The organism is Halopseudomonas bauzanensis (assembly GCF_900114735.1).
In the GTDB taxonomy this organism is placed as follows: Bacteria; Pseudomonadota; Gammaproteobacteria; order Pseudomonadales; family Pseudomonadaceae; genus Halopseudomonas; species Halopseudomonas bauzanensis.
Genome location: NZ_FOUA01000007.1, coordinates 98369 through 124698, shown reverse-complemented (window position 1 = coordinate 124698; position 26330 = coordinate 98369). Strand labels below are relative to the sequence as shown.

At 58.8% G+C, this 26330-nt stretch carries 24 protein-coding genes; 7 read left to right on the top strand and 17 right to left on the bottom strand.

From position 1 onward, the window contains the following. Window positions 1–36: 36 nt before the first annotated feature. The 7 genes from BM267_RS14570 to ppsR all read right to left on the bottom strand — a co-directional run bounded on the left by BM267_RS14570 (window position 37) and on the right by ppsR (window position 9311). Entirely contained in the window at window positions 37–1377 is a 1341-nt protein-coding gene (locus BM267_RS14570; protein ID WP_074781218.1) for a sulfite reductase subunit alpha, read from the bottom strand. Then, window positions 1377–2249 carry a DUF4198 domain-containing protein gene (locus BM267_RS14565; protein ID WP_074781217.1) on the bottom strand — a complete coding sequence of 291 codons (873 nt, stop codon included), beginning with the start codon at window positions 2247–2249 and terminating at the stop codon, window positions 1377–1379. Before BM267_RS14565 ends, BM267_RS14570 begins: the two co-directional genes overlap by 1 nt. Before the next feature lie 37 nt (window positions 2250–2286). Continuing rightward, window positions 2287–2793, bottom strand: coding sequence for a DUF2271 domain-containing protein (locus tag BM267_RS14560; protein WP_036989779.1), 507 nt, complete (start codon window positions 2791–2793; stop codon window positions 2287–2289). Between the two features lie 23 nt (window positions 2794–2816). Further along, window positions 2817–3413, bottom strand: coding sequence for a PepSY-associated TM helix domain-containing protein (locus tag BM267_RS14555; protein ID WP_036989780.1), 597 nt, complete (start codon window positions 3411–3413; stop codon window positions 2817–2819). 50 nt (window positions 3414–3463) lie between these two features. Further along, window positions 3464–5818, bottom strand: coding sequence for a TonB-dependent receptor domain-containing protein (locus BM267_RS14550; protein ID WP_074781216.1), 2355 nt, complete (start codon window positions 5816–5818; stop codon window positions 3464–3466). 256 nt (window positions 5819–6074) lie between these two features. After that, a complete protein-coding gene (locus BM267_RS14545) occupies window positions 6075–8264 on the bottom strand; it encodes a TonB-dependent receptor domain-containing protein (protein WP_136869449.1) in 2190 nt (729 codons plus the stop codon). 228 nt (window positions 8265–8492) lie between these two features. Then, entirely contained in the window at window positions 8493–9311 is an 819-nt protein-coding gene (gene ppsR / locus BM267_RS14540; RefSeq protein ID WP_036989783.1) for a posphoenolpyruvate synthetase regulatory kinase/phosphorylase PpsR, read from the bottom strand. Window positions 9312–9462: 151 nt separating this feature from the next. On the opposite strand from ppsR, the gene ppsA reads away from it, so the two are divergent. The 6 genes from ppsA to BM267_RS14510 all read left to right on the top strand — a co-directional run bounded on the left by ppsA (window position 9463) and on the right by BM267_RS14510 (window position 15195). Continuing rightward, the gene (gene ppsA, locus BM267_RS14535; protein WP_074781214.1) at window positions 9463–11832 is read left to right on the top strand and encodes a phosphoenolpyruvate synthase; all 2370 of its coding nucleotides are present in this window, start codon (window positions 9463–9465) and stop codon (window positions 11830–11832) included. 13 nt (window positions 11833–11845) lie between these two features. Beyond that, a complete protein-coding gene (gene rraA, locus BM267_RS14530; RefSeq protein WP_036989785.1) occupies window positions 11846–12334 on the top strand; it encodes a ribonuclease E activity regulator RraA in 489 nt (162 codons plus the stop codon). A gap of 92 nt (window positions 12335–12426) precedes the next feature. After that, window positions 12427–12678, top strand: a complete 252-nt coding sequence (locus tag BM267_RS14525) for a hypothetical protein (protein WP_036989786.1) — start codon at window positions 12427–12429, stop codon at window positions 12676–12678. 12 nt (window positions 12679–12690) lie between these two features. Continuing rightward, window positions 12691–13512, top strand: coding sequence for a mechanosensitive ion channel family protein (locus tag BM267_RS14520; RefSeq protein ID WP_074781213.1), 822 nt, complete (start codon window positions 12691–12693; stop codon window positions 13510–13512). 38 nt (window positions 13513–13550) lie between these two features. Beyond that, window positions 13551–14132 carry an RNA polymerase sigma factor SigX gene (sigX, locus tag BM267_RS14515; protein ID WP_036989788.1) on the top strand — a complete coding sequence of 194 codons (582 nt, stop codon included), beginning with the start codon at window positions 13551–13553 and terminating at the stop codon, window positions 14130–14132. 94 nt (window positions 14133–14226) lie between these two features. Beyond that, a complete protein-coding gene (locus BM267_RS14510; protein ID WP_074781212.1) occupies window positions 14227–15195 on the top strand; it encodes an OmpA family protein in 969 nt (322 codons plus the stop codon). Window positions 15196–15323: 128 nt separating this feature from the next. Here the strand turns inward: BM267_RS14510 and BM267_RS14505 are convergent, their stop codons facing one another. The 9 genes from BM267_RS14505 to BM267_RS14465 all read right to left on the bottom strand — a co-directional run bounded on the left by BM267_RS14505 (window position 15324) and on the right by BM267_RS14465 (window position 24210). After that, window positions 15324–15770 (bottom strand): thioesterase family protein, encoded by a 447-nt coding sequence (locus BM267_RS14505; protein WP_036989790.1) that lies wholly within the window; start codon window positions 15768–15770, stop codon window positions 15324–15326. Window positions 15771–15943: 173 nt separating this feature from the next. Further along, window positions 15944–17539 carry an isocitrate lyase gene (locus tag BM267_RS14500; protein WP_074781211.1) on the bottom strand — a complete coding sequence of 532 codons (1596 nt, stop codon included), beginning with the start codon at window positions 17537–17539 and terminating at the stop codon, window positions 15944–15946. 453 nt (window positions 17540–17992) lie between these two features. Next, window positions 17993–18814 (bottom strand): secretin N-terminal domain-containing protein, encoded by an 822-nt coding sequence (locus tag BM267_RS14495; RefSeq protein ID WP_036989792.1) that lies wholly within the window; start codon window positions 18812–18814, stop codon window positions 17993–17995. A gap of 70 nt (window positions 18815–18884) precedes the next feature. Beyond that, on the bottom strand, window positions 18885–19316 hold the full coding sequence (locus BM267_RS14490) for a GNAT family N-acetyltransferase (protein ID WP_074781210.1): 432 nt from the start codon (window positions 19314–19316) through the stop codon (window positions 18885–18887). Then, a complete protein-coding gene (locus BM267_RS14485) occupies window positions 19309–20484 on the bottom strand; it encodes a ribosomal protein uL16 3-hydroxylase (protein ID WP_074781209.1) in 1176 nt (391 codons plus the stop codon). Before BM267_RS14485 ends, BM267_RS14490 begins: the two co-directional genes overlap by 8 nt. A gap of 80 nt (window positions 20485–20564) precedes the next feature. Continuing rightward, window positions 20565–21935 (bottom strand): adenylosuccinate lyase, encoded by a 1371-nt coding sequence (purB, locus tag BM267_RS14480; RefSeq protein ID WP_074781208.1) that lies wholly within the window; start codon window positions 21933–21935, stop codon window positions 20565–20567. A 97-nt stretch (window positions 21936–22032) separates the two neighbouring features. Then, window positions 22033–22653, bottom strand: a complete 621-nt coding sequence (hflD, locus tag BM267_RS14475) for a high frequency lysogenization protein HflD (RefSeq protein WP_074781207.1) — start codon at window positions 22651–22653, stop codon at window positions 22033–22035. Continuing rightward, window positions 22650–23774 carry a tRNA 2-thiouridine(34) synthase MnmA gene (mnmA, locus tag BM267_RS14470; RefSeq protein ID WP_074781206.1) on the bottom strand — a complete coding sequence of 375 codons (1125 nt, stop codon included), beginning with the start codon at window positions 23772–23774 and terminating at the stop codon, window positions 22650–22652. Before mnmA ends, hflD begins: the two co-directional genes overlap by 4 nt. Window position 23775: 1 nt before the next feature. After that, window positions 23776–24210 (bottom strand): NUDIX hydrolase, encoded by a 435-nt coding sequence (locus BM267_RS14465; RefSeq protein ID WP_074781205.1) that lies wholly within the window; start codon window positions 24208–24210, stop codon window positions 23776–23778. 357 nt (window positions 24211–24567) lie between these two features. Here BM267_RS14465 and icd point away from each other — a divergent pair, with 357 nt between their 5' ends. Then, entirely contained in the window at window positions 24568–25824 is a 1257-nt protein-coding gene (gene icd / locus BM267_RS14460) for an NADP-dependent isocitrate dehydrogenase (protein ID WP_036989800.1), read from the top strand. A gap of 100 nt (window positions 25825–25924) precedes the next feature. On the opposite strand, the gene cspD is transcribed toward icd, so the two are convergent. After that, complete coding sequence (cspD, locus tag BM267_RS14455) at window positions 25925–26212, bottom strand: cold shock domain-containing protein CspD (protein WP_407920287.1); 288 nt, start codon at window positions 26210–26212, stop codon at window positions 25925–25927. Between the last annotated feature and the right edge of the window lie 118 nt (window positions 26213–26330).

The following is a 26330-nucleotide window of genomic DNA, read 5'->3' as shown; positions in this document are numbered from 1 at the left end:
CTGTCGGCTTAGCCTTATGGTTCCGATTCTCCGAACTCAGTATAGATCGCGCCGATAGCGCTGCTGCTCCTGTAGTGCCTGCCATTGTTGAGGCGACAAGACCGCTTGCAGCAGGCTGTGGATCTCGTTACCCATGCCGGCCAGGCTGCCACAAACGTGAATACTGGCCCCACGGTCCACCCATTGCCGAAGCTGATCTGCCTTGGCAGCCAGGCGGTGCTGCACGTACTCCGGCTGATCGCCGGCGCGGGAGAAGCAGCGATCCAGCAGTAGCGTGCCTTCGGTCGTCCAGGCATCCAGCTCCTCTGCGAGCCAGCGGTCATGCTGCTGGCAGCGTTCGCCAAAGAGCAGCCAGCTATCCGGACACCCCAGACGTTGGCGCTGCCGCAGCAGGCCGCGCAGGCCGGCCAGCCCGGTACCGGCGCCGATGAAGATGCCAGGGCGGTTATCCTCAGGCAGATGGAAGCCGGGGTTCGACCGCAGCTGTATTTCCACCATCGCACCGGGTTCTGCATGACAGCACAGCCAGCCGGAACCTTGTCCTGCGGAGCCGTCGTCATTGACGACCTGACGAACGATCAGCTCCAGAGCGCCGTCCTCCGGCAGGCTGGCGATGGAATAAGTGCGCAGGATCGACCCGATGCGTACCTCAGCCAGATCGCCGGCCCGCCAGTCAGGTAGCTCGCCCACTGGCAGCAAACGTATCAACCAGGCAGGGGAGCCCGGACTTTCAGGATTGAGCTGAGTGCGCCCGCACAACGTCCAGTAGCTGAACGGAGCAGAAGAGGGCGCCTGGAGTTTCAGGCCAGTCCATTGCGATATTCGCCGATGCCAGGCATGCAGTACGTAGGTATCCAGCCGGTCCGCCTCATGGCGAGGCAGCGCAGCCTTAGCCCCGGTTCCATCCAGCCAATCCCCCAGCTGCCGGCCAAACCCACAGAAGTCGGAATAGCGGCGGTCACCCAGCGCCAGCAGGCTGTAGTCCAGGCTCGTCAGATCAGGCCGGGCATTGCTGGCCCGCTGCCAGAAGGAGGCGCCGTTGTCCGGCGCTTCCCCCTCGCCATAGGTGCTGACAATGAACAGGGCCCGCGAATAACCTGAGAGAGCATCAGGGTGCAGCGCATTCAACGGCAGCAGCGCTGGCTGCAGATTGTGCTGGTGGAACGCCGGTAACAGCCTTTCGGCGATGTCTTGAGCCGCGCCGGACTGGCTGGCATAGGCAATCAGCCACTCCGAAGCCGTTACTGACGACATCGCTTTGGGCCGTGGCGGGCGCACCAGGCACAGCCAGCACAATAACAGCCAACTGCCGAAGGCCAGAGCGGCCCACAGCAATCGCTGATCGGCTAGCCAGCCCACCGGGGACAGCTCCGTCATCAGGGCGCCATGACTTCCAGCGTGGCGCTGTAGGTAGCGCGGCGCTGGGTCAGCGGTGCCTGCACGCCATCTTCCTGCACCACCTTGGCTTCCAACCACCAGAAGCCGGCGCTTGGCCAGGTGAAGGCGACTTTGCCGTCGGCATCCGTGGTCTGGCGGATATCATTGAGCCCGTCGCGGTGGCGGATACCGCCGGGGATAACATTGACCTCGACACCCGCCGCCGGCTTGCCGTCCAGCAGGAAGACGAACTCCGCCGTTTCCGTGGCGAACAGGTCATTTGGGTGGGTGATCGGCTGCAGCTCAAGCCCTTGGCCAGTGGGCGCAAAGACGCTGTCGGTCGGCTCGCCGGAGGTCACGAAGACCTCCATGCGTGATTCCATCTGGCTGACCTGCACATCCTGCGCATTAGCCGGCAGGGCATCACCGACATCGGCGAGCTCTCCCATCCAGCGGCGCTCCTCCCCATTCTCCTGGTAGCGCGCGAAGTACCGCGGTGCACCAGCGACAGCCAGTTTGTAGGTCCCTTTCTGGGTGATCTCAACATCGAATACGCTGCGGTACTTGCCGACATGGCCGTTCTGCGCGGCGACTTCCTCGCCGTCGGGCGCGGTGATGACAAGGCGGTTGGCAGCGCGTGGTCTTGCATTGCCATCGGCACGCTGCGGCGGCTGGCCGATACCCTCCAGCACCAACGGATGGTGCTCGAAGTAGAACAGGTCGTTGGCGACGGCCGCATCGACACTGATCCAGGCGTTATCGCCCGAAACAACGGTGGTCGAGGGCAGCATCCAGGCCCGGTGGGCATTGGCTGACAGGGGCAGGGTGACGGCAATGGCGAGGGCGGTCCAGCGGGTAAGTTGTTTAAGCATGGTGTTGTATTGTTCCTGTTCTGGTCTTGAGTGTGGTTCAGGGCTGTATGTTCAGGCTGATGTTGCCCAGTTCGGTTTTACCGCTCACTTGATGCTCGGTCTGGTCGGCTACCGGCCAGCTGAATGGCAGGCGCACCAGCTCCCGGCCGCCTACTTCACGGGCCGCTTCCACCACCAACTGGTAATCCCCGGGTTTCAGGGCGGCGAGCGCCGAGTGGTCAGCCGGGAAGGTGAGGCTATGCTCGCCGACCGGCCGTGTGGCACCGGACAGGCCATCCGCCGGCAATGCCAGCGAACGACCGCTGCGCCGCCACCATTGGCGCATGTCCTTCAGCCACTTTTCTCCTTCGTTGTCTTGCAGCTTGAGGTCATACCAGACCGATAGATCAGCCACATGCCCCTCGCCATTCTCGATCCAGATGGCGACGTAGGGCCGGTGATACTCCGCTACTGCCAGCCGCGGTACTTCGACCGAAACGGTCATCTCGGCTGCGCTGGCGTGGGCCGCAAAGGCGGCCAGCGGCAGCAAGAACCATGTGCGCATGGGGTTATCCTCTTTCAGTGGATTCAATGAATGAACAGCAAGGCAATGAGTACCGGAATCAGCAGACCCAGCCCCGTGACCGGCCAGGTGGAAGGGCGATTGCGCGCCTGCCGCCGGAGCAGCAGCAGACCGGTCAGGCTGAAGATCACGCAGACCCCGGCGAAGATATCGATAAACCAGCTCCAGGCTGTACCGCTGTGCCGTCCCTTGTGCAGGTCGTTGGCATAAGCGATCCAGCCTCGATCGGTATCCTCGAAAAACACTTCTCCAGCCTGCAGATCCAGTGCTAGCCAGGCATCGCCGCCTGGCCGGGGCATCCCCACATAGATCTCATCAGCCGACCACTCGATAGCATCCTGACCAAACCGGACCGCGAGTGTCGTCTGCAGCCAATCATGTAACGGCGCGGGGAAGACCTCCTGCTCGGCTGCCACCGGCAGCAATGCGCTCAGCTCATCCGGCAGCTGCAGCTCCAGGGTACGCACCTGTGGCTGCGACTCGATTCCCGCCGCATGGTTGAGGGTGATGCCGGTAACGGCGAACAGCAGCATGCCCGCCAGACACAGAGCGGAACTGATCCAGTGCCATTGCCGCAGGGTGCCGATAACCAGGTGTTTCATTGCCTGTTGCTCATCTCGCAAGGCCCACGGCGACCGTGGGCCGGGGTTGGTCAGAAGCGGTAGTTGGCGGCCAGCCAGAAGCTGCGTGCCTTCTCCGTCACGTTGTAGTCATTCGAGCAGGACCAGGTGTCGTGATTGCCCAGATCATCGAAGGTCGGCTCGCAATTGCGACCGGCCATATCCTTGTCCAGCAGGTTGTTGACGCGACCATGCAGGGTCAGATCGTTACTGGCCTGAAAGCGCATCCCCAGGTGATAGATGTCGTAGGACTGGTAGTAGAGCTTGCGGGTAACCGGCGTCGGCCCGCTGCTGACAGCGGTGCCGCGATAGCGTTCGTCACGCAGCTCGGCGATCAGCGATAGATTCAGGCGGGGCAAGGCATCCCAGCTGAGGGTGCTGTTGAGCATGTGCTCCGGTGTGTTGACCAGGGGCAGGCCTTGCTGGGCGCCGCTCTTCTGTTCGCTGTCCGTGTAGGTGTAGTTGCCGCTGAGGCTGAGCGTGGGAATGATTTCCCAGCGTGCGGCCAACTCGATGCCCTTGGTCTCGGCCTTGTCCACGTTGGTGCTCTGGCTGAAACTGTCGTATCCCAGTTCGGCCCAGCCGGGGCCGACATCCACGCAGCCCGAGCTGAGATACTTCACGCCGTTGGCGTTGTAACAGTTGGGGACGGCATCGGCGCGGGCGATCTTGTCCTTGAACTCATTGAAGAACAGCGTGACGTTGGCATTGAAATTGGTCAGGTTGTCGTAGTACGCCGCGACTTCATAATTGGTGCTGGTTTCCGGCTGCAGATCCGGTGACCCGGCCATGGGGCTGACGCCCTGGCCGCCGAAGCCAACGATACCCGGGAACAGCTGGTTCGGCTTGGGCGTCTTGTAGCCAGTACTGACCCCACCCTTGAGAGTCCAGTTGTCCGTGGTACGCCAGGTGAGATAGGCGCGCGGGCTGATCTCGGAGCCGAAGATGTTGTGGTCGTCGTAGCGGGCGCCATAGGTGAAAGTCAGCTTGTCGGTGAGGTCCCAGTTGTCCTCGGCGAACAGCGCCCATTGCTTGTGATCCTGCGTCGCGCCGGATTGATAGCTTGCTCCGTCCATACCGAATACACCGTCTTCCATCTCGGCAAGGAAATACTGACCGCCGACGGTGAAGTGGTGATCGCCGATGTTATTGCTGAGCTTGGTGTCGAAGATGGTGTTGCGAATTTCCAGCTCGCGGCGGTTGCGGGGCAGGAAGGTATTTTCCAGTTCCGCACGCAGCTCATCGGTCAGCTCCGGCGTGCCAATACCCTGATCGGCGGCGGCCTGATCCCAGATGGCCTGCAAGGCGCCTCGCTCCTGCACCGTCAGCGGCAGGGAACGACCGAGGTTACTGCTGGTGCTACGGGTCAGGCTGGTGTCACTGGTGCCAAACGTCCAGCGTCCGGTATGCGCCAGGACGAATTGCTCGCGCTCGACCCGCTGGTATTCCGCATAACCGACACGGGGCTGAATGGTCCCTGCTCGGGCGCGCCACAGGCTGTCGACCGAGTCCAAGGTCCCCGTCTGGCCTTCGGTATTGTCGTAGCGCTGCTTGGCGATATCGTATTCGAACTGGAAGTCATGATCTTCCAGTGGCGTGAGATTGAGGGTGAAGCCGGCGTTCCAGTTCTTTGCCGCCACGATCTTCTTGTCGCCGAAACTGCCGTTATCCTCGAACAGGCTGCCATCGCCATTGACCAGCGTGCCCACACTGTACCCCGGATCGCTCTGTTCGCGATCATACAGGCTGGCGCGCAATCCCAGACCGAGTAGCCCCTCGATCAGCGGGCCACTGGCGAACAGGTCGGTCTTGCGATCGTCACCGAACTGGGAATCCTCCTGGATAGAGATGCCGTGGCTGATGGAGCCACCCCAGCTGTCCTGCACCTTGCGTGTGATGATATTGATCACCCCACCCATCGCATCGGCGCCATAGAGGGTAGACATTGGCCCGCGGATGACTTCGATGCGCTCGATGGCATCCATCGATGGCATGTACATGAACTGGCTGTTGCCGAAGTTGTTCGGCCCGATGTCGCCGATATCGCTCTGCCGGCGGCCGTCGATCAGCACCAGGGTGTAGTCCTTCGGCAGTCCCCGCATGGTGATGCTGATATTGCCGTTCTTGTCGAGATCGGCGCCGACATCTACGCCTTCTACGTCACGTAGCGCATCGGCCAGCCCAGCGTAGGGTTTGCTCTGGAGTTGTTCGCGGCTGATCACGCTGATACTGGCGGGTGCGTCGGCAATCTTCTGCTCGAAACCCGTGGCTGACACGACGGTGACATCGGGTAACTGAATCGAGTCCTGATTGGCCAGCGCAACACTGGCCGCCAGCAGCGCAACGCCACCAGCGAGGTGGGCGGGGAGGGTAATTCTGATCGACATCCGTTAGTGCTCCTTATTATGCCCTGGCAGGGCTTCCGGTGTGATCATCATGCTAATCAGAATCGTTATCATTATTGATTGTGCGCGAGAGTATAGAGAGCCTTTAGCGAAAGGGCTACCGTCTTTTATATTTAAACGGGAATATTTCTCGTTTCGGAGAGAAAAGCGGGAGGAGGTTTACTTTGGGGACAATGTGGAAGCCCGGAAATGAAAACGCCCGCCGAAGCGGGCGTCTGCCGAGGCAGCTCAGAGCCGATCAGAAATCGACGGTAGCGGAGAGCCAGAGGCGGCGACCTTCCTGGATGGTACCGCTGGTGGAGCGAGTGATATGGGCATAGTTCGAGGTCCACTGAGTATCGCCTTCACTATCGATATAGTAAGAGCCCTCCAGGAAGTCCTTATCGAACAGGTTGTAGATGGTAGCCGTCAGGGTGACATTATCGGAAGCCCGGTAAGAACCGCCCAGGTGGAAGAGTTCATAGGCATCCATGTCGCCAACTTGCCGTTCTATCGCCTGATCATCGGCGTTCAGGTTTTCATAGCGCTGAGTGAAGCGCGTACGCTCGCCCCGATACTCACCGCGCACCCAGAGCGACAGCCGCTCTGTGGCAGCCCAGTTGAGCTTGGCGTTAAGCAGGTGTTCCGGGGTGTTGTTGATACGCTCACCCTTGTCCGGCCCGCTTTTCTGTTCGCTGTCGCTGTAGGTGTAGTTACCGCTCAGGGTCCAGCGGGGGGCGAACATCCAGCTCGCCGCTAGCTCAAGCCCTTGGGTTTCAGCCTCACCGATATTGGTCAGTTGCGAATAGGTGCCGTCGGGGATTGTCGGATGCCCGGAGACAACAATGTCATTGCCATCAGAAATCTTGTCCTTGAACTCGTTATGGAACACGGTGGCGTTGGCGTTGAAGCCGGCCAGGTTGTCGTAGTAAACCCCGAATTCCATGTTGGTGCTTTCTTCCGGGCTCAGGTCAGGGCTACCGATAGTGATAGTGTCGCCCTGACCGGTAACGCCATTGATACCGTCATGCAGGTCGTTCAGGTCCGGTGTCCGATATCCTTTGCTTACACCGCCTTTTAACGTCCAGTTATCATTGGTATTCCATACCAGATAAGCGCGCGGCGTGAAGTGACCACCAAATGCATCGTGGTCTTCATAGCGCCCGCCCAGCGTCAGGGCCAGATCCTCACGCATACGCCACTCGTTTTCCGCGAACAATGCCCAGGATTTCTGTTCGAAATCTTCATTGGCAATGCCGTCGGTCATCTCAGAGTCACGGTATTGGCCGCCCACGGTGAACAGGTTGGCATCGCCGATGGGGGCAACCAGTTTGCTATCGAGAACCAGATCGGTGGATTCAAGCTGGCGGTCATTACCGCCGATGATCGAAGGAAAACCGGCGTAGGGCGCGCCGATCTCGCCAGGAATCGTGCGGCCGAGGGTTTCGGTAGTGCTGTGAGTAATGCTGCTGTCCAGGTTACCAAAGCCCAGGCGGGCGCTGTGCCCAAAAGCGTACTGCTCGCGTTCAAAGCGCAGCTGGTCAGCGTACCCGTTTGCCTCAGGATTCGCGGGAACCTCACAGTTTCTATTTCTGCCATCCAATGTACCCAGCTGGCATTCATCGTTCTCATACACCTGGCGGCCACGCTCGAAGTCCAGGTAGAAGTCGTGATTATCAACAGGCGTGAGGTTGAGGCGACCACCGATGGTGTAGTTACGCCCTTCAACCGGCGAGGCCCCACGCTTGCTGACTTCCGAGTTGTTGTCGAACATCAGGTCAGACTCTTCCCGGTTGTACAGACTGCCGCGCACGGCCATGCCAAGCAGACCTTCCACCAGCGGCCCGCTGGAATAAAAGCTGGTCTTGCTGGCGTCACCGTAATCACGGTTTTCCTGGAAGGTATGATCCAGGCTGATGGAGCCGGTCCACTCGTCAGCCACTTTCTTGGTGATGATGTTCACCACGCCGCCCAGAGCATCAGAGCCGTACAGCGTGGACATTGGGCCTCGGATGACTTCGATGCGCTCAATGGCGGACATGGGAGGAATAAAGCTGGTGGAGGTTTCGCCGAAGCCATTGGGAGAAACATTACCCGGAGCATTCTGCCGGCGGCCGTCAATGAGAATCAGCGTGTGCTGACTTTCCATGCCGCGAATGCTGATATTGAGCCCACCGGTTTTGCCAGTGCCCTGATTGACGTCGATACCTTCCACATTCTCCAGAACCTGCGCCAGGTTACTGAACCGATTCTGCTGCAGATCCTCCTGACTGATCACACTGATGCTGGCCGGCGCTTCGGTGATCTTCTGCTCGAAGCCCGAGGCGGTGACGACGGTGTCGGACAGGCGGATGGCCTCCTGGTTGGCCAGCGCAACGCCGCTTGCCAATAGAGTCAAACTGCCGACGAGGGCGCAATGTGCTGCAAGGGCAGGGCGGTTCGGCAACATCAGAAACTCCTTTCGGATGAGCTGTAGACGAGAATAGGGTGCGTCTAGCAGGAAGATTGATAATGATTATCAGGCGCCGGCAATATTACATCTCACTTTGTAAATTTCAACCGGCAAATGTAAATTTCTGAGCGGAGCGGGAGAACGGGGAGGAGCAGAGAAAAACCCAACGTGCCGGGAGCCCGGCACGTGAGTATCAACAGAAAAACTGCAGGCGGTGAAGAGAGGTTACTTCAGGCGGCGCTCGATCCCCATGTGTACCAGGATCTTGGCGGAGATCTCCTCCACCGAAAAATGCGTGGAGTTGATGTGCGGGATGTTTTCCCGGCGGAACAGGTTTTCCACCTCGCGGATTTCGAACTCGCACTGGGCAAAGCTGGCGTACCGGCTATTGGGGCGGCGTTCATTGCGGATGCTGGCCAGGCGATCAGCATCGATGGTCAGGCCGAACAGCTTCTGTTTGTAGGGCTTCAGCGCGGCCGGCAGTTGCAGGCGCTCCATGTCGTCATCGGTGAGCGGATAATTAGCCGCACGAATGCCATACTGCAGAGCCATATAGAGGCAGGAGGGCGTTTTGCCGCAGCGGGAAACGCCAACCAGGATGATGTCCGCTTCTTTATAATGATGAGTGCGCGCACCATCGTCGTTGTCCATGGCAAAATGCACGGCGTCGATGCGATCCTGGTAGTTGCCGTTGTGCTGGATCGAGTGGGATTTGCCCACCGAATAGGACGAGCCGGCGCCCAGTTCCTGCTCGAGCGGCGCCAGGAACGTGGAAAAGATATCGATGATGTAGCCTTTGGACAGAGTCAGCTCTTGATGAATGTCACGATTGACCACGGTTTCGAAAATGATCGGAGGCTGACCATCTGCCTCGGCAGCGGCATTGATTTGTTGTACCATGTCCCGCGCTTTTTCCACGGTGTCCACATAGGGCCGCAGCAGCTTGCTGAATTGGATGTTCTCGAATTGAGAGAGCAGGCTCTGGCCAAGCGTCTCGGCAGTGATACCGGTACCATCGGAAATGAAAAAAGCAGTGCGTTTCATGCGCGAAGCCTTAAGATAACAGAATTTGCGAGGGCGTCAGTCCTGAGCCCTCGATCAGCGTCAAAGTGGCATTGTGGCGTATTTGTGACTTGCAGACCAGACGGCAAAGCCCGCGCTGCGAACCTATTCATCGATTGACGGAGAGATCACCTTGCTAGAGTACGTAGTGTCCTTTGAGCAACTGGGTGTTGGAGATGTTGAGCGAGTTGGCGGCAAGAACGCCTCGCTTGGTGAAATGATCAGCAATCTGGCTGGTGCCGGTGTATCCGTACCGGGTGGCTTTGCCACCACCGCTGATGCCTATCGCGAATTTCTCGAACAGAGTGGTCTCAACGACCGTATCAATGCGGCGCTGGACGTGCTGGATGTGGATGACGTCAACGCCCTGGTGCGTACCGGTGCGCAGATTCGCCAGTGGATCATGGAAGCCGAATTCCCCGCTGCGCTGGATAGTGCAATTCGCGAAGCCTTTGCCAAGCTGTCGGCTGGCAATGACAACCTGGCTGTCGCCGTTCGTTCCTCGGCTACCGCTGAGGACCTGCCTGATGCTTCCTTCGCTGGTCAGCAGGAGACCTTCCTCAATATCCGCGGCGTAGACAACGTCATCCGCGCTACCAAGGAAGTTTTTGCCTCCCTGTTCAACGACCGCGCTATTTCCTATCGAGTCCACCAGGGCTTTGACCACAAGCTGGTTGCCCTGTCTGCTGGCGTTCAGCGGATGGTGCGCTCAGAAACAGGTACTGCTGGCGTGATGTTCACGCTGGATACCGAATCCGGTTTCCGTGACGTGGTGTTCATCACCGGTGCCTACGGCCTGGGTGAAACCGTCGTGCAAGGTGCGGTAAACCCCGACGAGTTCTATGTTCACAAGCCGACCCTGGAAGCGGGGCGCCCATCCATCCTGCGCCGCAACCTCGGTAGCAAGGCGATCAAGATGGTTTACGGCGAAGAGGCCAGCGCTGGCCGCTCGGTCAAAACCGTGGATGTGGATGCCGCCGAACGCGCACGCTTCTGTCTGAGCGATGAGGAAGTTGTCAGCCTGGCCCGCCAGGCAATGATCATCGAGAAGCATTATGGCTGCCCGATGGATATTGAGTGGGCCAAGGACGGGGACGACAATCAGCTGTATATCGTTCAGGCTCGTCCGGAAACGGTCAAGAGCCGCAGCAATGTCAACGTCATGGAACGCTATCTGCTGAAGGATAAGGGCACGGTGCTGGTAGAAGGCCGGGCGATCGGCCAGCGTATCGGCGCAGGCCCGGTGAAGATCATCCGTGACGTGTCGGAAATGGACAAGGTTCAGCCCGGTGATGTGCTGGTGTCGGACATGACCGACCCGGATTGGGAGCCGGTCATGAAGCGCGCCAGCGCTATCGTTACCAACCGCGGCGGCCGCACCTGCCACGCGGCGATCATCGCCCGCGAGCTGGGCATCCCCGCCGTAGTGGGTTGCGGTAATGCCACCAGCGAACTGAAGGACGGTCAGCTGGTCACTGTTTCCTGTGCCGAGGGTGACACCGGGATGATCTACGAAGGTCGCCTGGATTTTGATATCCGCACCAACAGCGTCGACGCCATGCCGCCGCTGCCGTTCAAGATCATGATGAACGTCGGCAACCCGGACCGCGCATTCGATTTCGCCAACCTGCCCAACGAGGGCGTGGGTCTGGCGCGTCTGGAGTTCATCATCAACCGCATGATCGGTGTGCATCCCAAGGCGCTGCTGAATTTCGACAGCCTGCCTTCGGAAGTCAAGGACAGCGTCGAGAAGCGCATCGCCGGTTACGCTGACCCGGTCAGCTTCTATGTCGACAAGCTGGTCGAGGGCGTCAGCACCCTGGCAGCGGCGTTCTGGCCGAAGAAAGCCATTGTGCGACTGTCGGACTTCAAGTCCAACGAATACGCCAACCTGATCGGCGGGCGCCTGTACGAGCCGGAAGAAGAGAACCCGATGCTGGGCTTCCGTGGCGCGTCGCGCTACATCAGCGAATCCTTCCGTGACTGCTTTGAGCTCGAATGCCGGGCGATGAAGCGGGTGCGTGATGAAATGGGCCTGACCAACGTGGAAATCATGGTGCCTTTCGTGCGCACCGTGGGCGAAGCCAAACAGGTTGTCGAACTGCTGGCCGAGAATGGCCTCAAGCGTGGTGAGAACGGCCTGCGCCTGATCATGATGTGCGAGCTGCCGGCCAACGCGCTGCTGGCTGACGAGTTCCTGGAGCACTTTGACGGTTTCTCCATTGGTTCCAACGACCTGACTCAGCTGACTCTGGGCCTGGATCGTGACTCCGGCATCATCGCGCACCTGTTCGATGAGCGGAACGCTGCGGTCAAGAAGTTGCTGGCCAATGCCATTGCTGCCTGCCACAAGGCCGACAAGTACATTGGTATCTGCGGCCAGGGTCCGTCGGATCATCCGGACCTGGCTCGCTGGTTGATGGAGCAGGGCATCGAAAGTGTATCGCTGAACCCCGATTCGGTAATGGATACCTGGTTCTTCCTTGCGGAAAACAACGGCTGATCAGCCTGGGAGCATGACGATGTATATAACGCCAGACCTGTGTGACGCTTATCCCGACGTCGCGGTTGTCGAACCCATGTTCGGCAACTTCGGCGGGCACGACTCCTTTGGCGGCGAGATCGTCACGGTCAAATGCTTTGAAGACAACTCCGTGGTCAAGGAGCTGGTTGAAGAGAACGGTAAAGGCAAAGTCATGGTAGTGGATGGCGGCGGCTCTCTGCGCTGCGCCATGCTCGGCGACATGCTGGCGGACAAGGCGGCAAAGAACGGCTGGGAAGGCATTATCATCTACGGCTGCGTGCGCGATGTGGATGTGCTGATCCAGACACCGCTCGGCGTCCAGGCCCTGGCCAGCCATCCGCGCAAGAGCAACAAGCGTGGCGTCGGCGAGCATAATGTGCCGGTCACCTTCGGTGGCGTGACCTTCCGTCCGGGTGAATATGTATATGCCGATAACAACGGCATCATCGTATCGTCCACAGCGCTGCAAATGCCCCAGTAAGCGCCAGGCATTTTCAGTTCGACACATCGGCCGGGTGACATCATCCGGCCGATGTTCGTCTGTGCTGTGTATTCATCGACTCGGAGATAGCCATGGACGATCCATTTGAAAGCCAATTACGCCAGCTGATGCGCGAAGATGCCTCCGGGCAGCCTCCCAGCGCGGATGACAAGCGGCTGGAACGTGTCCTGCATCGAGCTCATATCCACAGCGGTCTGTTCGATCTGCTCCGGCTGTTCGCCAGCTGGGGGTGGGTCATCGGCGAAGGTGGAGGGCGCGGCTTGCGCCAGGCTGCCGCAGCTCGCCGGGAACGGCGCACCTCTTCCACTGATCTGAATTCATAGCGAGCCTATCCCATGGAACAAGAAACCTGGAGCCAGAGTTTTGTGGCTGCGATGACTGCTTTGTGGACCAAAGTAGCCTCTTTCATACCTGACTTGATCACCGCGCTTATCATTGTGCTGCTAGGCTTCGTGATTGCCCGTATCGTCGATGCGGTGCTGAGCAAGGGCCTGGCCAAGCTCGGGCTCGATCGGCTGATGACCGGGGCAGGGGTGACCAAGATGCTCGGCCGCATCGGCATTGCCTCGCCGGTATCGGCAGTCATCGGCAAGATCATCTACTGGTTCATTATTCTCACTTTCGTGGTTTCCGCTGCGGAAACCCTGGGGCTGGCACGGGTCTCTGCGACACTGGATGCCTTTGCGCTGTACCTGCCAAAGGTCTTCGGAGCGGCGCTGATTCTGCTGGCGGGGTTGCTGCTGTCCCATCTGGTAGCCGGGATGGTGCGCGGCACCGTCGAAAGCATTGGCGCCGACTATGCCGGCGGCATCAGCCGGCTGGTGCAGGGGCTGCTGGTCATCATTACGGTGTCGCTGGCAATAGGGCAGTTGCAGATCGAGACCCAGTTGCTCAATACCGTGATCGCCATCGTGCTGGTGTCCTTCGGTGCGGCGGCGGCGTTGGCCATGGGTTTGGGCAGTCGCGACACGGTCAGTCAGATTATCGCCGGGGTTTATCTCCGGGAACTGTATCAGGTCGGAGATCGAATCAAGGTCGAAGACCGCGAAGGCGTGATCGAAGAGATCGGCACTGTTAAAACCACACTTGTGGATGATGAAGGCCGTTTCATTTCTATACCCAACCGCACTCTACTGGATAAACCCGTGTTGCTCTGACGGCGATACGGTCCTGCCAACTTGCCGATGACTCTGTTTTGACCGATAGCCTGGCTTCACGCAATCGCAGCCAATTGTCCGAGATGACGGACGAAGAACTGGTCGCGCGCGCCAATCGTGAACTTTTCCATACTACCGTTGCCTATGAGGAGCTGATGCGAAGGTATCAACGCACACTCTTCAATGTGTGTGCCCGATATCTGGGCAACGAAAGGGATGCTGATGATGTATGTCAGGAAGTGATGCTCAAGGTGCTGCACGGGCTTAAGCACTTTGAAGGTAAGGCCAAGTTCAAAACGTGGCTATATAGCATCACTTACAATGAATGCATTACCCAGTATCGAAAAGAAAAACGCAAGCGGCGGTTATACGATGCGCTTAGTCTGGACGCTCAGGAAGAAGCCCAAGAACCTGAGGGCCCAGCCGTAGACAGCAAGGGCCTGGACCATTGGCTCGTGCATGTCAACCAGGTAGATCGGGAAATCCTGGTATTACGCTTCGTTGCGGAGTTGGAGTTTCAAGAGATATCCGACATCATGAACATGGGATTGAGTGCGACCAAGATGCGCTACAAGCGAGCATTGGAAAAGCTGAGGAAGCACTTGAACAATCCTTTTTAGATGTGGCTCGCTTGAATTACCGTAGCTTCTGCTATACTGCCTGCGAGTTTTGCGCAAAACCTAACGTCCGAATGGATTTAACGGGGATTCAAAGATGAAATTGAAAAACACAGTAGGTATCGTTGTAAGTGCTGCTATCGCCGGCTCCGCGCTGCCGGTCATGGCCCAGAGTGCCGGTTCGGTTGAAGTCGAAGCCTTCGCCAAGCGCTATTTCACCGACAGCCGCCACAATCTGAACGACGGTACTCTGGTTGGTGGTAGCCTGGGCTACTTTGTCACCGACGACGTACTGTTGAACATCGGCCTGGGTACTTACAAGAGTCTGGAAGTGGATAACGGTCCGAACTCCGGTGAAGATATCGACGGCAAGCTCGCCCACGTTGAAGCCGTTTACCACTTCGGAGAAGGTGCGCTGCGTCCTTACATTTCCGGTGGCTTCGCTCACCAGGAACTGGAACAGGTCGGTACCAACACGGATGACCGTACCACTATGGCTGTGGCCGGTTTCGGTGTGAAAAACTACCTGAACGAAAACTTCTTCGTGAAGGCTGGTGTTGACGCCCTGTACGGTCTGGACCATCGCAACACCGAATGGCAGGCCGGCGTTGGCTTAGGTCTGAACTTCGGTTCTTCGCCCGCTCCGGTTGTAGCCCAGGCTGAGCCCGCTCCTGCCCCGGCACCCGCTCCTGAGCCCGAGCCAGAGGTGCAGTCCGTTCGCGTTGAGCTGGACGTCAAGTTCGACTTCGACCGCGACACCATCCGTCCGGAGTTCCGTCAGGACATCCAGAGCCTGGCTGAGTTCATGAAGACCTATCCTTCGGTCACCACTACCGTTGAAGGTCACACTGACTCCGTCGGCACTGATGCCTACAACCAGAACCTGTCCGAGCGTCGCGCCAACTCTGTTCGTGAAGCGCTGATCGCTGAAGGCGTTGAGTCTTCCCGCGTGAATGCAGTCGGTCACGGCGAAGCTCGCCCGATCGCTGACAACTCAACCGACGATGGCCGCGCCATGAACCGTCGCGTTGAAGCTGAAGTGGAAACTGAGGTTGAAGTTCGTTAATCGATCTTCTTCATCATAGACCCCGTGGGCGTTGCATTCGCGACCACCCGGGGTCAGCTTGCCAAGGATGGCAGGCCAAAAAAAGCCGGTCATTGACCGGCCTTTTCGTTTCGGAATCTAGGTATTTCTCAATCGACGGCCTGGTTCACGCCAGGAAAGCGCAACCTGAAATCCTCAGGCATCGGCGCAACCTTTGCGGTAAGGAAGTGATAGAACACGAAGCCGGACTTGGCCAGGGCAACCAGCTCGCCGCTATCGGCCTTGGTGATACGGAAGATGATATCGCCGCCGTACTTGTTCAGATCCATCAGCCCCACTTCAAAGACGAGAGTTTCCCGGGCGAACGCCTCCTTGAGGTAGGTGGTGGCCAGATCGGTGACGATAATGCCGACCTCTGTGACACCAGCTTCTTCTATACCGAACTGATACAGAAAGCGAGCCCGGGCCTCAGATATCATCGAGACCATGGAATCGTTTGCCAGATGCTTGCCTGAGTTGATGTCGGTGATGCGGACGGTCAGTTGAGTGGTGAAGTAAAACTGATCTTCCGGAAACTCCAGATGTAAACGTGCCATTCTTTCCAACCTGTTGCTGCATGATGTGCCGGAGGAGCGAGTACGCCGTCGCGGCCGGCAATGGAGCGCGCATTGTACGCGACTTGGCGGCTTGGAGCCTACTGGAAGGAAAAAGGCCACCCGGAGGTGGCCTTTTCTTCAACACGCGGGCCGAGGCCCGTGAATCAATTCGATCAGAACTGGTTCATGGTGTTGTCTTTACCGCCGGCTTTCAGAGCGGCTTCGCCAGCGAAGTACTCTTTATGGTTGTCACCGAGGTCGGAGCCAGCCATGTTCTGATGCTTGACGCAGGCGATACCCTGGCGGATTTCCTGACGCTGAACACCTTTCACGTAGGCCAGCATGCCTTCCTTGTCGAAGTACCCTTTTGCCAGGTTGTCGGTAGACAGTGCGGCAGTGTGGTAAGTCGGCAGGGTGATCAGGTGGTGGAAGATACCGGCTTCACGGGCTGCATCAGCCTGGAAGGTGCGGATCTTCTCATCAGCCAGCTGGGCCAGGTCGGTCTCGTCGTACTCGACGCTCATCAGGCTGGCACGGTCGTAGGCGGAAACATCCTTGCCTTCGGCAACCATGGCATCGAATACCTGCTGACGGAAGTTCAGCGTCCAGTTGAAGGACGGGCTGTTGTTGTAGACCAGCTTGGCGTTCGGTACCACTTCGCGGATGCGGTTGACCATGTCGGCAATCTGGCCAACGTGCGGCTTCTCGGTTTCGATCCACAGCAGGTCGGCACCGTGTTGCAGGGAAGTGATGCAGTCCAGTACGACGCGGTCGACACCGGTGTCCTTGCGGAACTGGAACAGACCGGAAGCCAGACGCTTGGGCTTGAGCAGCTTGCCGTTGGCCTTGATGACCACGTCGCCGTTCTCGATGGAATCGGCATTCTCGATGTAGTCGCCATCGAGGAAGCTGTTGTACAGGTCGCCCAGGTCGCCCGGCTCGTTGGTAACAGCGATCTGCTTGGTCAGGCCGGCGCCCAGGGAGTCGGTACGGGCAACGATCACACCGTCGTCGACACCCAGTTCGAGGAAGGCATAGCGAACGGCGTTGATCTTGGCCAGGAAGTCAGAGTGTGGAACAGTGACTTTACCGTCCTGGTGACCACACTGCTTCTCGTCGGACACCTGGTTCTCGAGCTGGATGCAGCAGGCACCCGCTTCGATCATCTGCTTGGCCAGCAGGTAGGTGGCTTCGGCGTTACCGAAACCGGCGTCGATGTCGGCAATGATCGGCACCACGTGGGTTTCGAAGTTGTCGATCTGGGCCTGGATTTCCTGGAGCTTGGCATTGTTGCCAGCGGCGCGGGCATCGTCCAGAGCGGTGAACAGCAGGTCCAGTTCGCGGGCGTCAGCCTGGCGCAGGAAGGTGTACAGCTCTTCGATCAGACTGGAAACGGCAGTCTTCTCGTGCATGGACTGGTCGGGCAGGGGGCCGAACTCGGAACGCAGCGCCGCGACCATCCAGCCGGACAGGTACAGGTAACGCTTGTTGGTGGTCTTCAGGTGCTTCTTGATGGAAATCAGCTTCTGTTGGCCGATGAAGCCGTGCCAGCAGCCGAGGGACTGCGTGTAGGCAGAACTGTCGGCGTCATACTCGGCCATGTCCTTGCGCATGATAGCAGCGGTGTACTTGGCGATATCCAGACCGGTTTTGAAACGGTTCTGTGCACGCATGCGTGCGACGGATTCCGGGTTGATGGCGTTCCAGCCGTTACCGGCGGTTTCTTTGAGCGCGGAAACTGCTTTGATATCGTTCTGATATGCTGACATGGTCAATCCTTCAAAGTGTGCGTTGGTTCTGACGTTAGTCGACCCCGAACCCTTAAGCCAGAGCCTGGGTTGCGGCACTCCGCAGTGCGTCGAAACAGTGACCGGAATTGAAGAATGACATAAGAGAGAGGAGGGTACGTTACAGTCGATGCGCTGGATGGCGTGTTTTGCTCAAGCTGATAGCTTGAAGAGCATACCGCCGCTCCGGTGTCATACAGGCTGCTACGTTTGAATCGCTTCCCCGTCCCTCAGGACAACTTCGTTCCAGTCGCAACCTCGTCGAACTGCCTTGTGGGCTGTCGAGACACAGATGGGTCCTTAGGTTCAGGAACCATCCGGAGACCCGTAAAGGGGCTCTGGCTAGCGGGAGCGGGGCAATAATGCGGCCTGGAAAAACAGAAGTCAACGATCTTGTAGTGAATTTATCTAAACACTACAAAACTCCAACAAAACTCATTGCAAGCGTTCGACCATCAATCGGATGCTCTGCTGTTGCGCGCTGCGGGTGGTGGTTCGGCGCCCTAGGCCGCGGTCCTGGCGGCTTTCAGCATCATCCACCCCACCAACGGTAACCCACTCGCCGAGGCGTGCGGTGACTACCGTATCGGTACGCTGTACGTCGATGACATCCTTGCCGGCAGGGTGCAGCCGATCGTTGTTGGCGCTCAGGGTGATGGTTGCAAGATCGCCGTTCAGGCGCACGGTGGCGTAAAAGCCGGAGGTGACGTCGTGATATTCGGTCTGATTGATCACCTGGCCATAGATATTGGTCGTGGTGCTGGTCAGCGGTATCCGTTGGCCGGTCTGGATCAGCACCGGGTAGCCTTCGTTGGCTGTGATCACCCGGGTACCGTCACCCGCGCCGCGGGTTTCACGGCGGATGACCCGCGCCTGATTGGCACCTCGCGGCTGCCCCACAACAATGTCCCCAGCGCCAGTTTCCAATCGACCATCCAGTCGGTAGCCGGACTCGTTACCCCGTGAACTGGCCGAGTTGCTGACGGTGATACGCAGCTTGGCCGGTTGGCGATCAAGCTCGCTCAGCAGCGCTCGGATCTCCTGCAGCCGCTCAGGCTCGGCGCGAATGATCAACTGATTGCCATAGGCGGAGACACGTTCGTCGGCACGGAGCATCGGCTGAATAGCCGGAATGACATCCTGGGCCATGTTGTAACCCAACGGGATGACCTCGGTCCGCGGCGCGGCGAGGAGCTGAACAGAGCTGAAAGCAAGGGCGAGACTGGTAAAAATGGCCAGCATGATTCGCAGATTCATGGCGCGATCTCCTCGTTACCGAAGCTGAGTTTAGCATTCGAGGGCGCGCGAGAGATCGCCGCCGGCGCCGTTACTGGGCTGCAGTGGCTTCCCACGTCATGCTCTGGTGAGGAATGCCGGCATCGAGATACACCTCCGAGCAGGGCACGAACCCCAGTTGCCCGTAGAAATCGAGCGCGTGGGTCTGGGCCGACAACCTCAGCTGCGTCATGCCTTGCTGGCGGGCGTGCTGCATGACGGCCAGCATCAGTTGCCGGCCAAGGCCTTTGCCGCGCGCCTGTGGCAACAGGGCAACACGTCCGATGCGGCCATCGTCCAGCAGCCGGGCAGTACCCACCGGTTGTTCGTCAGCAGTCAGCAGAAAGTGCGTGGCATGCGCGTCATCTGCGTCCCACTCGAGCTCTGGTGGTACCTGTTGCTCGTCGATGAACACTATCTGACGAATATCGCGCAATGCCGGCGTGCTATCCCAGTCCGCTAGCCGAATATCCAGATTATTCATCCTCGTCCTCTTCCAGCAGCAGATCGCCTTTGCTCAGCAATTGCTCCAGAAGCAGGACGGCCTCATCGTCCTGGCGCCACGCCTGCAACTGCTCGGCATCAAGATAATCGCGGTTGCAGATCAGCTGCACCAGCGGCAGCAGTCGGGTCGGTAGCAGGCAATGTTCGCCACTGGCGAACAGCATCAGGTACTCGTCCTGCTCCTGGCGCCAGGCGAGGCGGGCGTTAGGGCTGCGTACCAGGCCGTAACCCTGGCCCAGCGCATCGTTCAGCACCTGCTCGTCCAGCTCTTGCGCCGTGATCATTTCCGGGTAGCGTGGCTCGGTCATGAAGCGGCCGAACCAGGTGCCCAGGGCTTCCTTGTCCTGAATCAGCTCCAGCAGGAGCTTTTGCAGGCGGTCAACCGTCGGCCCATCGATTTGTGCCGGGTCTGCAGGCAGGCTGAGACCAGCATCGCTGTAGCGCTGATGATCACCGAGATACTGACCGAGAAAGTCGCTGAAATGGGTCAGTACTTCGGCGTGGCTGGGAGCCCGGAAACCGATCGAGTAGGTCATGCATTCGTCTTCAGCGATGCCGTAATGGGCCAGGCCCGGGGGTAGATACAGCATGTCACCGGGGCCAAGTACCCACTCATCCTGCTGCTGGAAATCGCTCAGAATGCGCAGGTCGGGATGATTCAATAGCGGGCTGTCAGCATTGCAGGCCTGTCCGACCTTCCAGCGTCGATGGCCATGTCCCTGCAGCAGGAATACGTCGTAGTTGTCGTAATGCGGGCCAACGCTGCCGCCCGGCGCAGCGTAGCTGATCATCACATCGTCGACCCGCCAGCTTGGCAGAAAACGGAACGCCTGCAGCAGCTCGGCCACCTCGGGCACGAACTGGTCAACAGCCTGGACCAGCAACGTCCAGTCCCGCTCCGGCAGCTTGCGGTAGTCGTCTTCGGTGAAAGGACCATGGCGCAATTCCCAGGGCGTGGCGCCCTGTTCCAACACAATGCGCGATTCCACTTCCTCTTCCAGGGACAGGCCTGCGAGCTCATCCGCGCTCAGCGGATTTTCGAAATCGGCAAAGGCCTGGCGGATCAGCAGCGGCTTCTTCTGCCAGTAATCCCGGAGAAACTCATCGGCAGACATGCCGCCAGGGAGGGTGGTGACGGAAAAGGACATGGGGCAGCCTCGAATGCGGCAGGAAGGTCGAAGGGAGTGGCTTGAGCCGATGCCCGGCGAGACCGGGCATCGGCGGCAGTTCAGATACGGCGAGCTTGCGCCACGGCGTTGCCAATGTAATTGGCAGGCGTCAGGGCCTTGAGTTCCCGCTTGGCTGCATCGGGAATCTCCAGCGCGTCGACAAAGCTCTGCAGCGCCTGCGGGGTGATGCCCTTGCCGCGGGTCAGCTCCTTGAGCTTTTCGTAGGCGTCCGGCACAGCGTAACGCCGCATGACTGTCTGCACGGGCTCGGCGAGCACTTCCCAGCAGTTATCCAGGTCTTCAGCAATACGTTGAACATTCAGCTCTAACTTGCTGATTCCTTTAAGAGTTGCTTCATAAGCAATGATGCTGTGAGCAAAGCCGACACCCAGGTTGCGCAGCACGGTGGAGTCGGTCAAGTCGCGCTGCCAGCGGGAAACCGGCAGCTTGCTGGCCAGGTGCTGGAGGATCGCATTGGCGATACCCAGGTTGCCTTCCGAGTTCTCGAAATCGATTGGATTGACCTTGTGCGGCATGGTCGAGGAGCCGATTTCACCGGCAATGGTCTTCTGCTTGAAGTAACCCAGGGAAATGTAACCCCAAATATCCCGGTCGAAATCGATCAGGATGGTATTGAACCGGGCCACCGCATCGTACAGCTCGGCGATGTAATCATGCGGCTCGATCTGGGTGGTGTAGGGGTTGAAGGTCAGCCCCAGGGTTTCTTCGATGAACTGACGGGCGTTGGCTTCCCAGTCCAGCTGGGGGTAGGCCGACAGGTGGGCGTTGTAGTTGCCGACGGCACCGTTGATCTTGCCCAGCAGCGGAATGTTCTCCACTTGGGTGATCTGACGCTCCAGGCGGTAGACGACGTTCGCCAGTTCCTTGCCCAGGGTCGTGGGGGACGCCGGCTGACCGTGGGTACGCGAGAGCATCGGCACGTCGGCGAACAACACCGCCAGGGCGCGAATTTCATCGGCCAGGCGACGCATCAGTGGCAGCACCACCTCGTCGCGACCACTGCGCAGCATCAACGCGTGGGACAGGTTGTTGATGTCCTCGGAGGTGCAAGCGAAGTGAATGAACTCGTTGATTTTCTGCAGTTCGGGCAGGGCCGCGACCTGTTCCTTGAGCAGGTACTCCACCGCCTTGACGTCGTGGTTGGTAGTCCTCTCGATTTCCTTGATGCGCTCAGCGTGGCTCAGCTGGAAATCATCGACCAGACGATCGAGCAGGGCATTGGCCTCGTCGGAGAACGGACCGATCTCGGGAATGCCCGGGTGCGCAGCCAGGCATTGCAACCAGCGGACCTCAACCTGCACACGAAAGCGGATCAGGCCGTACTCACTGAAAATGCCACGCAGGCTGGCGGTTTTGCTGCCGTAACGGCCATCAACGGGTGAAACGGCGGTCAAGGAGGAAAGTTGCATAGGAGTTCTCGTCAAAGGCTGGCTGAAAGCCGCAGATCATACACCATCCTGAGGTGATTGGGTTCGACCTGCGGGCAGGTGGGCAGCGCCTCGTGCGCTACCCGTTGAGGATGGAGCGGGTCGCTTCCAGCAACTTGCGGCGAGACAACAGCAGTTGCCAGCGATGACCGCCGAGCTGACGCCACAGGCGCGCCGAGCGGATGCCAGATAACAGTAGTGCACGGATGCGGTTGGCAATGTCGGGTTGCTGGAGATGCCGCATGTCGCCATGCACCTGAATGCGCAGCCGCAAGGTGCTCAAGGTATCCTGATAGGCGCTGCCCAGGGAGGCCATGGTGTTGTCATGCAGCAGCCCGAAGTGACCAACCTGCTGCTGCGCCTGATCCAGACGCTGACCGAGCACCGCCAGCATGTCGTCGCGCTTGTCCAACTGCCGTTCGAGGGTAATCAGGTTCATGGTGTAGCGCAGGGCATCACGCTGCAGGCTGGCGGTATCCCGCTCCAGCATGGCATTGAGCGCCTGCAGTCCGCTGCGAATCTGGTGATGGGAGCCGCCATAGATACCGAGGGTGTCGTCCGGCGAGCGTTCGAAGATGCTCTGGATCAGACAGCTCACCGGGCCTTCGCTGTGCTGGCCGGTGCGGGCCAGTTTATCGACCTGCAGTGCCGCCTCGAAGATCGCTCCCAAGGCCAGTACCTGTTCTTCAGCCGGCGTCATGGCGCGTCCTCATAGGCGGGAGTCGCCTGCTCGATGACACCGCCGCCCAGGCAGACATCGTCCTGGTACAGCACTATGGACTGCCCCGGGGTAACTGCACGCTGCGGCTCATCGAAGCGGATCAGGTAGCCATTGGCAGTCCGCTCGAGGGTGCAGGCCTGATCGGGCTGGCGGTACCGCACCTTGGCGGTCAACCGCATGGGCTCGGTGATGTCCAGCGGGTTGACCCAGTAGATGTTGGAGCAGGCGAGCGCGCTGGAAAACAGCCAGGGGTGCTCATTGCCCTGGCCGACGACCAGCACATTGCGCTCGAGATCCTTGCGCAGTACATACCAGGGATCATCACTGGCGCCCTGCAAACCACCGATGCCCAGACCCTGACGCTGGCCGATGGTGTGATACATGAGGCCATGGTGACGGCCAATGACCTGCCCATCAGTGGTCTCTATCTCGCCAGGCTGGGCTGGCAGATACTGCTTGAGAAAATCGGTGAAGCGACGCTCGCCGATGAAGCAGATGCCGGTGGAGTCCTTCTTGCGCGCCGTGGCCAGCTGGTATTTCTCGGCAATGCGCCGTACTTCGGGCTTTTCCAGTTCACCCACCGGGAACAGCGTACGGGCAAGCTGCTCGCCGCCAACCGCATGCAGAAAGTAGCTCTGGTCCTTGTTCGCATCCAGCCCACGCAACAACAGCGTCTGGCCGTCGCGCTCGGCACGGCGGGTGTAATGGCCGGTGGCGATCAGGTCGGCGCCCAGCATCAGCGCGTAGTCCAGGAAGGCCTTGAACTTGATTTCCCGGTTGCAGAGGATGTCTGGATTGGGCGTGCGGCCGGCCTTGTATTCTTCCAGGAAATGCTCGAACACATTGTCCCAGTACTCGGCGGCGAAGTTAGCCGTATGCAACTTGATGCCGAGGCGATCAGACACCGCCTGGGCATCAGCCAGGTCTTCGCGGGCGGTACAGTATTCGGTGCCGTCGTCTTCATCCCAGTTCTTCATGAACAGACCCTCGACCTGGTAGCCCTGTTCGAGCAACAAGGCCGCAGAGACGGAGGAGTCGACCCCGCCGGACATGCCGACAATAACCCGGGTCTGGCTGGGCGTTTTGGTTTGCGTAGTCATGTCAACGAATCAGATCCAGTGGATACCGCGGTTTGTTCAGGTAATCGGTGAGGCATTCGAGCACCATGGGACTACGCAGCTGTTCACCCAGCGCAGCAACTTCTTCCAGGGTCAGCCAATGGGCGCCTACGATACCGTCATCCAGTTGCAGGTGGGGCTGGTGAGCCACCGGCTGGGCGATGAAGCAGGTACGCTGGTAGGTAACACCATTTTCGCCGCGGAACAGGTAGACTCCGGTAAGCCCGGTGATTTCCACTGTCCAGGCGGTTTCTTCCAGAGTTTCGCGATGAGCAGCCTGTATGAGACTTTCGTCTGCTTCCAAATGCCCGGCAGGCTGATTGAATACAACTCTATTGTTGCTGACTTCCTCAACCATGAGAAACCGGCCGCGATCTTCGACGATAGTGGCGACGGTAACGTGAGGTAAAAAGCGCATATTTGACTCCCGATTCAGGCCGATAGGTTACCGTAAACCGGCCGCCCGGTGAATGGTCGGGATGAAACGCAACGGCTCCAGCGAGGGAGGGGGCTGGAATTGAACGGAAAAAGGGCTAGGATGCGAAGAGCGTCCAGGCCCTGTAGTGAGAATGTAGTCTCACTACAAAATCTGGTCACCAATCAATCAGTGGCTCCTCGAGAAAGGCGTTTCTTGCGGGAGATACCATTGAAGATGATGAAAGTGCGTGACTTTTTGTAGGAAAACTACAACAATACGGCCCACCAAATCCGTATTCTTCCGATTCGGACCAACCGTCCGGGTCTTCACTGACAACGACACACAACGGAGTCACAAATGGGATACCAAAAGATCCAGGTGCCGGCGAGCGGCGACAAAATTACCGTCAACGCCGACTTCACCCTGAATGTTCCTGCCAACCCGATCATCCCTTACATCGAAGGTGATGGGATCGGCGTTGATATTTCCCCGGTCATGATCAAGGTAGTCGATGCGGCCGTGGAAAAAGCCTACGGTGGCAAGCGCAAGATCTCCTGGATGGAAGTGTTCGCCGGCGAGAAAGCCACCCAGGTCTACGACCAGGACACCTGGCTGCCGGAAGAAACCCTGGATGCAGTCAAGGACTACGTTGTTTCCATCAAGGGCCCCCTGACCACGCCGGTAGGCGGCGGTATCCGCTCCTTGAACGTAGCTCTGCGCCAGCAGCTGGACCTGTACGTCTGCCAGCGTCCGGTTCGTTGGTTCACCGGCGTACCCAGCCCGGTCAAGAACCCCGGCGACGTCGACATGGTCATCTTCCGTGAGAACTCCGAAGACATCTACGCTGGTGTCGAGTGGAAAGCCGACTCCCCCGAAGCGAAGAAAGTCATCAAGTTCCTCACCGAGGAAATGGGCGTTACCAAGATCCGCTTTACCGAAGGCTGCGGCATTGGCATCAAGCCGGTTTCCGAGCAGGGCACCAAGCGCCTGATGCGCCAGGCTCTGCAGTACGCAGTGGACAATGATCGTAGCTCCGTGACCATCGTGCACAAGGGCAACATCATGAAGTTCACCGAAGGTGCCTTCAAAGAGTGGGGCTATGAAGTCGCTCGTGACGAGTTCGGTGCCGAGCTGCTGGACGGCGGTCCGTGGATGCAGTTCAAGAACCCGAACACCGGCAAGAACATCGTCGTGAAAGACGCCATTGCCGACGCCATGCTGCAACAGATCCTGCTGCGCCCGGCCGAGTATGACGTTATCGCTACCCTGAACCTGAACGGTGATTACCTGTCCGACGCACTGGCTGCCGAAGTGGGCGGTATTGGTATTGCTCCGGGCGCCAACCTGTCCGACTCGGTTGCCATGTTCGAAGCGACCCACGGTACTGCACCCAAGTACGCCGGTCAGGACAAGGTCAACCCTGGTTCGCTGATCCTGTCCGCAGAAATGATGCTGCGCCACATGGGTTGGGTAGAAGCGGCTGACCTGATCATCAAGGGTACTGAAGGCGCCATCGCCAACAAGACCGTTACCTATGACTTCGAGCGTCTGATGGACGGTGCCGTCCTGCGCAAGTGCTCCGAGTTCGGTGATGATCTGATCGCTGCGATGTAATTCAAGCGGCAGTCAGAAGCAATAACAAACAAGCCGGCAAATGCCGGCTTGTTTGTGTAAGAGTGCCCGGTACAGCGAGGAACACGCGGGCAGGTGTCAGTTAAACAAGCGTCGCCACCGGAGCCGCTTCGGTCATTTCAGCCGATTTGCGAACCGGCTCACCAACGGCCTGGATATTGACTGCATGCAGGCCCTTCGGACCCTGGATGATGTCGAACTGTACAGGCTGGCCTGCCTTGAGCGTTCGGTACCCATCCATCTGGATAGCTGAGTAGTGGGCAAAAAGGTCTTCATTGCGACCATTGGCTACCACGAAACCATAGCCTTTGGCATTGTTGAACCATTTGACCTTACCTATCTCCATACTGCTTTCCTCTGCTGTCCCCATACTGGGTAGTGAATCCTGCTGTGACCTCACATGACACGGAATGTCGGAGAATGACGGATTACGTATCAGGCTTGTTACACTTATTAACATTGAATCGAGATAAGTCAAGGCGGGTACA

Excerpts from the sequence above, each read along its gene's own strand:
- BM267_RS14525 (WP_036989786.1), top strand. The coding sequence starts at position 12,427 with ATGGACGATCCATTTGAAAGCCAATTACGCCAGCTGATGCGCGAAGAT.
- mnmA (WP_074781206.1), bottom strand. The coding sequence starts at position 23,774 with ATGACTACGCAAACCAAAACGCCCAGCCAGACCCGGGTTATTGTCGGC.
- BM267_RS14570 (WP_074781218.1), bottom strand. The coding sequence starts at position 1,377 with ATGACGGAGCTGTCCCCGGTGGGCTGGCTAGCCGATCAGCGATTGCTG.
- rraA (WP_036989785.1), top strand. The coding sequence starts at position 11,846 with ATGACGATGTATATAACGCCAGACCTGTGTGACGCTTATCCCGACGTC.
- BM267_RS14560 (WP_036989779.1), bottom strand. The coding sequence starts at position 2,793 with ATGCGCACATGGTTCTTGCTGCCGCTGGCCGCCTTTGCGGCCCACGCC.
- cspD (WP_407920287.1), bottom strand. The coding sequence starts at position 26,212 with ATGGGGACAGCAGAGGAAAGCAGTATGGAGATAGGTAAGGTCAAATGG.
- purB (WP_074781208.1), bottom strand. The coding sequence starts at position 21,935 with ATGCAACTTTCCTCCTTGACCGCCGTTTCACCCGTTGATGGCCGTTAC.
- BM267_RS14545 (WP_136869449.1), bottom strand. The coding sequence starts at position 8,264 with ATGTTGCCGAACCGCCCTGCCCTTGCAGCACATTGCGCCCTCGTCGGC.
- BM267_RS14500 (WP_074781211.1), bottom strand. The coding sequence starts at position 17,539 with ATGTCAGCATATCAGAACGATATCAAAGCAGTTTCCGCGCTCAAAGAA.
- BM267_RS14485 (WP_074781209.1), bottom strand. The coding sequence starts at position 20,484 with ATGTCCTTTTCCGTCACCACCCTCCCTGGCGGCATGTCTGCCGATGAG.
- BM267_RS14565 (WP_074781217.1), bottom strand. The coding sequence starts at position 2,249 with ATGCTTAAACAACTTACCCGCTGGACCGCCCTCGCCATTGCCGTCACC.
- BM267_RS14505 (WP_036989790.1), bottom strand. The coding sequence starts at position 15,770 with ATGGCACGTTTACATCTGGAGTTTCCGGAAGATCAGTTTTACTTCACC.
- BM267_RS14550 (WP_074781216.1), bottom strand. The coding sequence starts at position 5,818 with ATGTCGATCAGAATTACCCTCCCCGCCCACCTCGCTGGTGGCGTTGCG.
- BM267_RS14520 (WP_074781213.1), top strand. The coding sequence starts at position 12,691 with ATGGAACAAGAAACCTGGAGCCAGAGTTTTGTGGCTGCGATGACTGCT.
- hflD (WP_074781207.1), bottom strand. The coding sequence starts at position 22,653 with ATGACGCCGGCTGAAGAACAGGTACTGGCCTTGGGAGCGATCTTCGAG.
- BM267_RS14490 (WP_074781210.1), bottom strand. The coding sequence starts at position 19,316 with ATGAATAATCTGGATATTCGGCTAGCGGACTGGGATAGCACGCCGGCA.
- icd (WP_036989800.1), top strand. The coding sequence starts at position 24,568 with ATGGGATACCAAAAGATCCAGGTGCCGGCGAGCGGCGACAAAATTACC.
- BM267_RS14465 (WP_074781205.1), bottom strand. The coding sequence starts at position 24,210 with ATGCGCTTTTTACCTCACGTTACCGTCGCCACTATCGTCGAAGATCGC.
- ppsR (WP_036989783.1), bottom strand. The coding sequence starts at position 9,311 with ATGAAACGCACTGCTTTTTTCATTTCCGATGGTACCGGTATCACTGCC.
- BM267_RS14555 (WP_036989780.1), bottom strand. The coding sequence starts at position 3,413 with ATGAAACACCTGGTTATCGGCACCCTGCGGCAATGGCACTGGATCAGT.
- BM267_RS14510 (WP_074781212.1), top strand. The coding sequence starts at position 14,227 with ATGAAATTGAAAAACACAGTAGGTATCGTTGTAAGTGCTGCTATCGCC.
- BM267_RS14495 (WP_036989792.1), bottom strand. The coding sequence starts at position 18,814 with ATGAATCTGCGAATCATGCTGGCCATTTTTACCAGTCTCGCCCTTGCT.